The organism is Nonomuraea sp. NPDC049758 (assembly GCF_040674635.1).
Classification (GTDB): domain Bacteria; phylum Actinomycetota; class Actinomycetes; order Streptosporangiales; family Streptosporangiaceae; genus Nonomuraea.
On the sequence record NZ_JBFAMZ010000012.1, the window covers coordinates 105,993 to 116,554 of the forward strand.

Sequence of the window (10,562 nt, forward strand, 5' to 3'; positions counted from 1 at the left end):
CCCGCCGGAGCCCTCAGCCCCCGGCGACGGCCGCCGCGATCACGTCCACCAGCCCCTCCACCACTTGCGAGCGGTCGACCTCCGGATGCTCCAGCCACCAGTCGCCCGTCGTCTGCACCATGCCGACGAACGCGTGGCCGAGCACCTGCGCCCGCACCGGGTCGGCCACCACCCGCTCGTCGGCCAGCACCCGCCCCAGCTCCTCGCCCAGGCCGCGCACGAGCGAGGTCATGTGGGAGCGGATGCGGGTGTCCTCGGCGCTGGCCCGGTGGAACAGGAAGCGGTAGAGGTCGAGGTTGGCCGAGATCAGGTCGAGATAGACGCCGATGGCGGCGCGGGCACGGGCCCGCAGGTCGGTGCCGGGCCCGGCGAACTGCGGGCGGAGCTGGGCGATGACCGTGCGCACGTGGCGGTCGGCCAGCGCCTGGTACAGGCCGCTCTTGTCGCCGAAGTGGCGGTAGAGGACGGGTTTGGTGATGCCGGCCTCGGCGGCGATGGCCGCCATCGACACCTCGGGCCCCTCGGCCAGGATGGCCCGGTCGGCGGCGTCGAGCAGCGCCCTGCGCCGGTCGGGGTCCCGTCTGCTCATCTGCTCAGGATAGATCGCAGACGACGCGGCAGCAGCGCCGAGAAGACCAGTAACGCGCCGGTGTAGGCGTACAGGCCGGTCGCCCCGGCGAGGGTGCCGGGCGGCTCGGCCCACGGCGGCTCCCACAGGCCGGGCAGCGCGCCCGCCAGGCCGATCGCGGCCCGCAGGTCGAGGGCGAACAGCACGCCCGCCACCGCCAGCGGCAGCCCGCAGGCCAGCGCCGCGGCGGGCCAGGCGGCCAGCACCGCGACGATCAGGGCGGCCGCCGCCAGTAAGCCCAGCCCGGCCGGGGCCGGGGCGAAGGCCGCCTGCCCGGCCCGCAGCGCTCTGGCGCCCGCCTCGGTCAGGTAGTAGACGGGGGGAACGGCGGCCAGGCCCACGCCGACGCCGATCAGAACTCGTACCTCACCGGTCACAGAGGCCATCGTCCCCCGCTCACGGACGGCTCACGCGGCGCTTAGGTTTTTGGGCATGAAGAACACCGGCACAGGCCCAGGCGCCATCACCCCCGACGGATCCCCTGTCGAGTTCTACACCCTCCTCCAGCCCGGCCGCGACGCCGACGTCGTCATCCAGGAGACCCCGCCGGGCGGGTCCGTCCTGGAGCTCGGCGCCGGCGTGGGCAGGGTCACCCACGCGCTCGTCGAGGCCGGGTTACAGGTCGTGGCCGTGGACGAGTCCACCGAGATGCTGGCGCACGTGCGCGGCGCCGAGACCGTGCACGCGCGGCTCCAGGACCTGCGGCTGGACCGGCGCTTCGACACCGTCACGCTGGCCTCCCAGCTCGTCAACGTCGTCGACGTGGAGGTCAGGCGATCCTTCCTGGCGGCGTGCGCGCGGCACGTCAAGCCGGGCGGGGCGGTGCTCGTCCAGTGGATGACGGCCGAGCGGCACGACGGCTGGCGGGCCGGCTCGGGCAGGAAGGACGGCGACGTGACGATCACCCTGGCGGAGGTCGAGGAGATCTCCCCCGGCGTGTTCGCCGCGACCATGCGCTACGAGCACGGCGACCGGGTCTGGACCCAGTCGTTCACCTCGCGCCGCATGACCGACGACGAGCTGGCCGACGCCCTGGCCGCCGAGGGGCTGCGGCTGGAGCGGTTCGTCACCGAGGACCGTATGTGGTTCCTGGCCCGCCCCTTTACAACGTAGATTTCAGTGTAAATACTGGGAAATACTGGAACTGTTGATACCCTCGCGCCATGAGTGACCCGCTGGACGAGCTGGAGCGGCGGATCGACGGGCTCCGGGCCGGCGTGCGCAAGGCCATGCGCGTCAGGGACGGCGCGACGGCCCGCGTCCTGCGTGCCGAGCTGCGCGCCGCCGAGCGGGCCTGGGACGCCCTGGTGAGCGGCGAGCAGCCGCGCGCCAAGGCGGAAGGGCCCCGGCTGGTCACCGTGCGCGAGCAGGTGCACCAGGCGCTCGCGCTGCTCGGTGCCGCCGCGCAGCCGCGCCTGGTGGTGGCGGTCAGCGGCGCGTTCTTCGCCGGCACCATCCGCAGCGCCCAGCTCACCAGCCTGCGCCGCGACGAGGAGCGCTCGTTCCGGTCCACGCCGCACGGCAGGCCGTACTACCTGTGCGCGGCGCTGACCGACCGCCTCTCCCCCGCCCGCGGCCTGCTGACGCTCAGCACCTGGCCGCTGGAGCGGCGGGTGGTCGGCCCGCTCAGCCCCCGCGTCGACTTTCTGACCTGCGCCATCGCGGTGGCCTCGCACGACGGCGAGGACGAGCGGGCCCTGCGCTTACTGGCGCGGATGGCCAGGAACGTGCCCGGCGCCACGGCCACCGACCTCGGCCCGCCCGACCGCCGGCGGATCGCCGAGGCGGCCAGGGCCGAGCTGGCGGTGCACGCAGAACGCGACACGCGCGACCGCGCCGAGCTGGCACGACGCGCCACATCCCAGCTCGGTGACGTGGCCAGGCTCTTCGGCGCCGCTACGCTGGGCACGATCAAGGAGGAGACAGCGACGTGAGCGGCTTGAGACGCGAGGACGGCCCGGCCCACCGGCTCGACGCGCTGCGCGGCACGACGCCGCCCAAGCCGCACGACGCCAGAGCGATCGCGGCCCTGGCCGCCAACCCCGGCTGCACCCGCCGCGCCCTCATGGACGGCGCCGGCGTCGACAAGGACGCCGCCGCCCGCCACCTGGGCTTCCCGGCACCGTTCGGCCAGTCGCCGTTCGCGATCACCCGCGGGAACGCGTTCGAGGCGCTGGTCAAGGCCGACGGCTGCGCCGAGCTCCTGCGCCTGCTGCGCGAGGTGCTGGACCTGCCGGTCGCCGAGGTGGCCTACCACGACGTGGAGAACGTCGGCGCCCACCTGCGCCACACCCACACCCGCGCGCTGTTCGACCGGGCGGCGCGCGGCGACCAGGACGCCGGCACGCTGTTCGACCACCCGCTGCTCAGCCTGGAGATCGCCGGTCACACCGCGTTCCTCGAACCCGACGTGGTGGCCTTCCAGCTCGGCGGGCGCTTCCACGTGGTGGAGATCAAGTCGTTCGCGGTGGTCGACGGGCAGGCCGAGCCGGCCGCGGTGGCCGCCGCCGCCCGCCAGGCCGCCGTCTACGTGCTGGCGCTGCGCACGATGCTGGCGGAGCTGGGGCACGACCCGCTCACCGTCTCCCATGACGTGGTGCTGGTGTGCCCCGAGAACTTCGCCAACCGGCCGGTGGCGACCCTGGTCGACGTGCGCAGGCAGCTGGCCGTGCTGCGCCGTCAGCTCACCCGGATGACCGGCCTGGACCGGCTGCTCGCCGCGCTGCCCGAGGACCTCAGCTTCGACCTGCGGCCGGGCGAGGACGGCCGGCCCACCCGTCCGGCGGCCGAGCTGGCCGACGCGCTGCGCAGGACGACCGCCCGCTACGCGCCCGACTGCCTGTCCGCGTGCGACCTGTGCTTCTTCTGCCGCGACGAGGCCCGCCAGGAGGGCGCCTCCGACCTGCTCGGCCGCCAGGTGCGCGACGAGCTGGGCGGGGTGGCCTCGGTGGCCGAGGCGCTGGGCCTGGCCGACGGCCTGCGCGACCCGGCCGACGGCCAGGAGGAGATCGCCGGCCTGCTCCGCAACGCCGAACGCCTGCGCAGGGAGTGCCTCAGTTGAGCCTGCTCACCTCGCTCGCCCGGCTGCGCGCCCTGCGGGAGGGCATCGCCCAGCCCGTCGCCACGGTCCGCCACTGCCACGTGGGCGCGCGGCCGATGGTGTTCATCCCGCTCAAGCTGTCGGGCGAGGCCGCCGCGCCGCTGGCCGCCATGCTCGGCACCGACCGCGACCGGCCGCGCCTGCTCGTCGTCACCCAGCCGCGCAACCGCGACCTGCGCTTCGCCTGGGCCGCCGAGCTGGCCGGGGTGCTGCTGCCGTACGTCGAGGGGTTCACCGCCGACACCGAGACGGTGGAGCGCAAGAACGCGGACCCCTACGAGCGGGCGCTCGACGCGCCGCAGCTCGTCCTGCCGAACCAGGCGGGCGTCGGCTTCACCAGGCTGCTCGGCCGCTCGACGCGCTTCCGCAGGCCCGACGGGCCCTACCCGGTGCCGCCCGAGGTGCCGCTGCTGGGGCGGTGGCTGACGTACTTCGCCGAGCGGGCGGCCTACCCGGGCTCGTCGCTGACGCTGGCCGCCACCGAGGAGCTGGGCCGCCACTGGGCCAGCGGGCAGAGCGCGCTGGAGGACGCCAACCTGGCCGCGCTGCTGTCCTGGATCACCCAGGGGCCTTCCGACGACGCCGAGGACCCGCTGATCTGGCCGCCCGCCGGGCCCGCGACCGATCCGGGCTTCGACGCCGAGGTGCTCGCGCCGGCCATCGACAGCGAGTCGCCCGAGCGGGTCGCCGAGGCGCTGCGCACCCAGCTCGAACCCACCTGGCGGCTGATGTGGCAGGCGCTCGACCTGCTGGCCGGGCTGGAGCCGGGCGCGAGCGTGGCCCAGCGCTGGGAGCAGGACCGCGGCTCGTTCAGCGCCATGGCCGCCCACATCGCCGAGGGCGCGCCGCCGCAGGCCAGGCGCGACGGCGCGGTGGCGGCCGCGGCCAAGCTGGCCCGCATGGAACGTGCCCAGGCCGCCTACGACGTGCAGCGCGCCTACGACGACCCGCTGGTGATGGCCGAGTACCGGCTGACCGGCGAGGCGTTCGCCGGCGAGGTGGTCGAGACCGTCCCCGACAACGTCGAGGGCGAGGGCCGCTCGCGCAAGCTGCGTCCGCTGGTGGTGCTGAAGACCGACGACCCGGTACGCCTGCCGCCCGGCGCCTCGCTCGGCACCCCGCAGCGCCGCGGCCAGGGCGCCGAGCTGGTCGAGGCGCACGGCGGGCTGATCACCCTGAAGATCACCAAGGGCATGGGCCGGGGGAAGACGCCCGCGCCCGGCGCCGTGCCGGAGATCGGCGAGCGGGTCTGCTACACCTCGCTGACCGACGACTTCCAGGGCTCGCCGGCGCTGCCCGAGGCCGAGGCCACGCCGTGGACGCACGGTGGGCCGCCGCAGGAGTACATCCCCGACGACGAGGACGCCCAGGAGGAATGGTCGTGAGCGAGAGCCCGGAGCAGGTGATCGCGAACGTTCTGGCCGACCTGCCCAGGAACCGCGGCGTCGTGGTCGACTCCCCGCCGGGGGCCGGCAAGTCCACGCTGGTCGTGCGGGCCGCCGCGCACATCGCCGCCACCGGCGAGCCGCTGATGATCGTCGCCCAGACGAACGAGCAGGTCGACGACCTGGTGGCCCGCATCTCCGACAAGCACCCGCAGCTGAAGGTCGGACGGCTGTCGGCCGGCGGGTACGTGCCCCACCCGCGCATGCTGGAGCTGGCCGGCGTCACGATCGGCACCAGGATCCAGGACCTCGGCGACCCCGACATCGTCATCGCCACGGCCGACAAGTGGGCGTGGATCTCCGGCCGGGTGTGGCCGTGGGCGATCGTGGACGAGGCGTACCAGATGCGCTCGGACAAACTGCTGCGCATCGCGGGGCTGTTCGAGCGGGCGCTGTTCGTCGGCGACCCCGGGCAGCTCGACCCGTTCTCGATCGTCGACGGCGACCGCTGGTCGGGGTTGTCGTGGGACCCGTTGCAGAGCGCGGTGGCGGTGCTGCTGCGGCACAACCCGGAGCTGCCGGTCCATCGGCTGCCGGTGTCCTGGCGGCTGCCCGCCTCGGCCGCGCCGGTGGTGTCGAAGGCGTTCTACCCGTTCACCGGGTTCCGGTCGGGCACCTCGGCGGGTGACCGGCGGCTCGAACTGACCGCGGGCGGCATGGGCACCGTGCACGACCGCGCGCTGGAGGAGGCCGCCCGGTCGGGGTGGGCGCTGCTGGAGCTGCCCGAACGGCACACCGTGCGCACCGACGGCGAGGCCGTGCAGGCCGTGGCGCTGCTGGCGGCGCGGCTGCTGCAGCGCGGCGCCGTGGCCGCCTCCGAGCAGGGCGAACGGCCGGTGACCGCCGACCGGATCGCGGTCGGGGCGGCCCACCGCGACCAGGTGGCCGCGATCAGGAACGCCGGGCTGCCGCCGGAGATCACCGTGGACACCGCCAACCGCCTCCAGGGCCGCGAGTACGACGTGACGATCGTGCTGCACCCGCTGTCGGGCCGCCGCGACGCCACCGCCTTCCACCTGGAGTCGGGGCGGCTGTGCGTGCTGGCCTCACGCCACCGGCACGCCTGCGTGATGGTGGCGCGGGCGGGCATCGCCGAGCTGCTGGACGCCCACCCGTCGGCCGAGCCGGTGCAGCTCGGGGTGCCGGTGAAGTTCCCCGACGGCTGGGAGGCCAACCAGTCGGTGCTGGAGCACCTGGCCCGCCACCGGGTCTAGCCGGAGCCGGCGACGGGACGGCGTCAGAGCCGGCGCCGCCAGACGTCGATGGCCAGCACGCGGCGCATGCCCGCCGACTCGTACAGGCCCAGCGCGGGGGTGGTGTTGTTGCTGTCCACGTGCAGGATCGTGCCCTTGCGGCCTCTGGCGGCGTCGGCGGCGAAGGCGTGCCGGAGCAGGAAGCGGCCCAGGCCCCGGCCGCGGAAGCTCGGGTGCACGGCGAGCGTGGCGACGTAGCCGCAGTCTTCGTCGGGGACGAACTGGTTGTTGCCGATCAGCACGCCGGCGGGCTCCCCGTCGATCCTGGCCAGGGTGAGCTGGCTCCAGTCGGTGACGCTCATGGCCTGGCGGCGCTCGTACCAGTGGTCGTAGTCGACCGAGATGAAGCCGAAGTGCTCGGCGAAGCCGATCTGGTGCACCTCGTGCGCGGCGCGGCGGGTCTCCTCGTCCTCGCCCGTGTGCAGGGTGAGGCCGGGCGGCGGGGCGGGCGCCCCGACGGGGGCCGTGTGGTCGGCGCGCATGCGGTGGAAGCTGGTGCCGGGCTCGAAGCCCTGCTCCTTGGCGTAGGACTGCTTGTCCTGGTCGGCGCGGTAGATGCCGATGTCGAGGGTGACGCCGTCGTGGCCGCGCTCGGCGCCGAGCTCGCGGGCGCGGGCGGTGACCGTGCGCCACAGCTCCTGCCGCAGGCCGTCCAGGCCGGGGCGGGTGATGACCTCGATGTTGACCAGGTCGCTGTCGCCCACCCGGCAGGCCCAGGCCCAACCGGTCAGGCGGCCGGTCTCGTCGTGGGCCAGCCAGCCGTCCCTGTCGAGGTCGAAGCCCGGCTCGGCCAGCTCGTCGGCGATGTCGTCGAGCGTCATGTCGGGCGAGCCGATGACGTCGGTGTCGTAGGCCGCGACCAGCTCGTGGATGGCCGCGGCGTCGTCGACCCGGGGGCGGCGCAAGATGTGCATGGGGAGGATTGTGCACACTTCGCCCACCCCGGCGCCTCCCATTTTTCCCGGGGTGGCTAGGCTGGCCGGGTGGTCGACAGGAAGCCGCTGCACATCGAGGTCGCCACCCCCGACGCGACGACCGTCGCGCTCGCCCTGTCCGGTGACCTCGACTACGAGTCCGTCAGCCGGCTGGGCGACCTCCCCGTCCCCGCGGGCTGCACCGCGATCGACGTCGACCTGTCCCGGCTGACCTTCGTCGACTCCTCCGGCCTGGCCGGGCTCGTCCGCCTCCAGCTGCGGGCCGCGGACGCCGGCGCCGTGGTGCGAGTGGTGGCGCTGACGCCCTATCTGCGCAGCCTGTTCCAGCTGACGGCGATCGACCGGTTGTTCAGCCTGCCGCCGGGCTGACCGCCTCCTGCGGGGCCGCCTCCGCGGGCGCGCCGCCGCGCAGCGGGATCTCCTTGATGAAGGCCGCCAGCAGCGGCACCACGACGGCGAAGGCGATGGCCCACCAGAACACGCCGGAGATGGAGGTCGCCAGCGACTCCAGGATCCCGGTGCGCATCTGCACGGGGAGCTGTTCGAGCTGCTTGGGGTCCATCCTGGCGCCGCCGCCCGAGGTCATGCGCTCGGCCTCCTGCGCGCCGAACCGGCCGGTCAGCTCCGACAGGTAGTGGTTGTTGAAGATCGCGCCGAACAGCGAGACGCCGAACGAGCCGCCGATCGACCGGAAGAACGTGGTGGCGCTGCTGGAGACGCCGAGGTCCTTCTGCTCGACGCTGTTCTGCGCGATGAGCATGGTGGTCTGCATGAGGAAGCCCATGCCGAGGCCGAGGACGGCGATGTAGAGGCCGGTCTGCCAGGAGGCCGTGTCGACGCCCATCGTGGACAGCAGCCACATGCCGGCGGCCATGCCGACGCCGCCGACGATCGGGTAGATCTTGTACTTGCCGGTGCTGGTGATGGCCTTGCCGACGAACAGCGACACGACCATGGCCGAGGCCATCATGGGCAGCAGCAGCAGGCCGGAGTTCGTGGCCGTGGCGCCCTGGACGGTCTGCTGGAACAGCGGCAGGAAGTTGATCGCGCCGAACATGGCGAAGCCGAGCAGGAAGCCGATGCCCGAGATCAGGGTGAAGTTGCGGTTGCGGAACAGCTGCAGCGGCATGATGGGCTCGGCCACGCGGCGCTCGACCACGATGAAGCCGGCCAGGAAGACCACGGCGACCGCGATCAGGGTGAGGATCTGCCAGGAGCCCCAGGTGTACTCGTTGCCGCCCCAGGTGGTGATGAGCACCATCGCGGTGATGCTGACCGACAGCAGGACCGCGCCCGCCCAGTCGATGCGCACCTTGTTGTGCGTCCGCGGCAGGTGGAGGTTGAGCACGAGCAGGACCAGCGCGACCGCGCCGACCGGCAGGTTCACGTAGAAGGCCCAGCGCCAGTCGAGGTGGTCGGTGATGAAGCCGCCGACCAGCGGGCCGGCGATCATCGCCAGCGACATGACGCCGGCCATGATGCCCTGGTACTGGCCGCGCTCGCGGGGCGGCACCAGGTCGCCGATGATGGCCATGACGTTGACCATGAGGCCGCCGGCGCCGAGGCCCTGGATCGCACGGAAGGCGATCAGCTCGGTCATGCCGTCGGCGGGGCCGCCCAGCATGGAGGAGCCGGCCATGCCGCACAGCGCGGAGCCGATCATGAAGATGACGACCGAGGTGATGAAGATGGTCTTGCGGCCGTACAGGTCGCCGATCTTGCCCCAGATCGGCGTCGAGACCGTCGTGCCCAGGACGTAGGCGGTCACCACCCACGACAGATGGGTCAGGCCCCCTAACTCGCCCACGATGCGCGGCATGGCCGTGCCCACGATCATGTTGTCCAGCATGGCCAGCACCATGGCCAGCATCAGGCCCGGCAGGACGACCATGACCTCGCGGCGCCGTCCGACTGCCTCCGCCACTGCACACCCCCATTTGTGATCTTGCTTACTTGCCGACCGGCAAGCTTAGAATAAGCTAGATACTTACTTGCCGACCGTCAAGTCGAAATCAAGGTGCAAAGTGCGGGAAGACACGCGGGCGCGGATCCAGGAGATCGCGCTGAAACTCTTCACGGAGCAGGGTTACGAGGCGACCTCGCTGCGCGAGATCGCGGAAGAGCTGGGCGTGACCAAGGCCGCGCTGTACTACCACTTCAAGACCAAGGAGGACATCATCGGCAGCCTGGTCGACCTCCGGGTCGCCGAGCTGCAGGAACTGCTGGAGTGGGCCAGGGCCGCGCCGAAGACGCCCGAGACCCGGCGGGAGCTGCTCGAACGCTACGCCGAACGGCTGCGCCAGCCCCGTTACCTGGCCGTCGCCCGCTTCCTGGAGAGCAACCAGACGGCGATGCGCAACCATCCCCAGCTCGCCAAGATGCGCGACACGATGATGGAGCTCACCGCCGAGATGAGCGACCCCGGTGCCACGCCCACCGAGCGCATCAGCCGCTCGCTGGCGCTGTTCGCGCTGCACGCGGGCAAGTGGCTGTCGATGGCCGGCGAGGGGCTGACCGAGGAGGAGATCGACAAGGCGTGCATGGAGGTGGCGCTGCGGCTCGTGGAGCAGTAGCGACCCCTGTGGCACTTCGACGGCGCGACGGACGATTGGCACGCGGGATCCGGGGCAGAAGGCTCGCACGCATCCAGACGGGAGGAGACGCAGTGGAGGCGACGATAGCGCTCCGACTGCCCAGGGATGCGGCGAGCGTCCCGCTGATCAGGCAGATGCTGGACGGCACGCTGCGGTCGCTCGGCGTCGAGGCCCAGATTCGCGACGACATCGAGTTGATGCTGACCGAGGCGTGCGCGAACGTGGTCAAGCACGCGACGCCCAGCGACGACTACACCGTCAGCGCCTGCGTGCACGACGACCTGTGCGTCATCAAGGTCGTCGACACGGGGGGCGGTTTCGATCCGAACAAGGTGATCGACCCCGGCCCGGGGGCCGAGCACGGCCGCGGACTGCAGATCATGCGCGCGCTCGCCGACGACATCCGGTTCACCAACGTGCGCGAGAACGGGGCGATGGTCTGCCTGGAGAAGAAGCTGCGCTTCACCCCCGGGGCGGCGGGACAGCATCTCATCGCCAGGTGACCCGCATACCGGGGCCGGGGGGGCGCCGCGGGGGCGGGGCGCCCCCCGGACATGAAGGTGGAACACAGAAGATTAGGGCGGGGGGGCGGGGGGGGGGGGCGGCG

General features: G+C 72.7%; 12 protein-coding genes. 8 read left to right on the forward strand and 4 right to left on the reverse strand.

The genetic code is table 11. The features are described from left to right. Nucleotides 1-13 precede the first annotated feature (13 nt). Both AB0J46_RS29370 and AB0J46_RS29375 read right to left on the reverse strand, forming a co-directional pair. A complete protein-coding gene (locus AB0J46_RS29370; RefSeq protein WP_357975501.1) occupies nucleotides 14-589 on the reverse strand; it encodes a TetR/AcrR family transcriptional regulator in 576 nt (191 codons plus the stop codon). Further along, nucleotides 586-1,005: a hypothetical protein gene (locus AB0J46_RS29375; protein ID WP_357975498.1), complete on the reverse strand. Its 420-nt coding sequence runs from the start codon at nucleotides 1,003-1,005 to the stop codon at nucleotides 586-588. Before AB0J46_RS29375 ends, AB0J46_RS29370 begins: the two co-directional genes overlap by 4 nt. 55 nt (nucleotides 1,006-1,060) lie before the next feature. Here AB0J46_RS29375 and AB0J46_RS29380 point away from each other — a divergent pair, with 55 nt between their 5' ends. From AB0J46_RS29380 to AB0J46_RS29400, 5 genes are read left to right on the forward strand one after another with little or no spacing between them, the layout of a single operon-like run. After that, nucleotides 1,061-1,741, forward strand: coding sequence for a class I SAM-dependent methyltransferase (locus AB0J46_RS29380; RefSeq protein WP_364337389.1), 681 nt, complete (start codon nucleotides 1,061-1,063; stop codon nucleotides 1,739-1,741). A 50-nt stretch (nucleotides 1,742-1,791) separates the two neighbouring features. Then, complete coding sequence (locus AB0J46_RS29385) at nucleotides 1,792-2,562, forward strand: hypothetical protein (protein ID WP_364337391.1); 771 nt, start codon at nucleotides 1,792-1,794, stop codon at nucleotides 2,560-2,562. Further along, nucleotides 2,559-3,689 carry a hypothetical protein gene (locus tag AB0J46_RS29390; protein WP_358286457.1) on the forward strand — a complete coding sequence of 377 codons (1,131 nt, stop codon included), beginning with the start codon at nucleotides 2,559-2,561 and terminating at the stop codon, nucleotides 3,687-3,689. The genes AB0J46_RS29385 and AB0J46_RS29390 overlap by 4 nt, the downstream gene beginning before the upstream one ends. Then, entirely contained in the window at nucleotides 3,677-5,113 is a 1,437-nt protein-coding gene (locus tag AB0J46_RS29395; protein ID WP_364337393.1) for a hypothetical protein, read from the forward strand. Before AB0J46_RS29390 ends, AB0J46_RS29395 begins: the two co-directional genes overlap by 13 nt. Then, entirely contained in the window at nucleotides 5,104-6,387 is a 1,284-nt protein-coding gene (locus AB0J46_RS29400; protein WP_364337395.1) for an AAA family ATPase, read from the forward strand. Before AB0J46_RS29395 ends, AB0J46_RS29400 begins: the two co-directional genes overlap by 10 nt. A gap of 23 nt (nucleotides 6,388-6,410) precedes the next feature. Here the strand turns inward: AB0J46_RS29400 and AB0J46_RS29405 are convergent, their stop codons facing one another. Next, a complete protein-coding gene (locus AB0J46_RS29405) occupies nucleotides 6,411-7,340 on the reverse strand; it encodes a GNAT family N-acetyltransferase (RefSeq protein WP_364337397.1) in 930 nt (309 codons plus the stop codon). 69 nt (nucleotides 7,341-7,409) lie between these two features. On the opposite strand from AB0J46_RS29405, the gene AB0J46_RS29410 reads away from it, so the two are divergent. Further along, nucleotides 7,410-7,730: an STAS domain-containing protein gene (locus AB0J46_RS29410; protein ID WP_364337399.1), complete on the forward strand. Its 321-nt coding sequence runs from the start codon at nucleotides 7,410-7,412 to the stop codon at nucleotides 7,728-7,730. Here the strand turns inward: AB0J46_RS29410 and AB0J46_RS29415 are convergent. Beyond that, nucleotides 7,711-9,285 (reverse strand): MDR family MFS transporter, encoded by a 1,575-nt coding sequence (locus AB0J46_RS29415; RefSeq protein ID WP_364337401.1) that lies wholly within the window; start codon nucleotides 9,283-9,285, stop codon nucleotides 7,711-7,713. The genes AB0J46_RS29410 and AB0J46_RS29415 overlap by 20 nt on opposite strands. 100 nt (nucleotides 9,286-9,385) lie before the next feature. On the opposite strand from AB0J46_RS29415, the gene AB0J46_RS29420 reads away from it, so the two are divergent. Together AB0J46_RS29420 and AB0J46_RS29425 are read left to right on the forward strand one after the other, a co-directional pair. Beyond that, nucleotides 9,386-9,934, forward strand: a complete 549-nt coding sequence (locus AB0J46_RS29420; protein WP_364337403.1) for a helix-turn-helix domain-containing protein — start codon at nucleotides 9,386-9,388, stop codon at nucleotides 9,932-9,934. A 92-nt stretch (nucleotides 9,935-10,026) separates the two neighbouring features. Continuing rightward, nucleotides 10,027-10,458, forward strand: coding sequence for an ATP-binding protein (locus AB0J46_RS29425; RefSeq protein ID WP_364337405.1), 432 nt, complete (start codon nucleotides 10,027-10,029; stop codon nucleotides 10,456-10,458). Nucleotides 10,459-10,562: the final 104 nt, after the last annotated feature.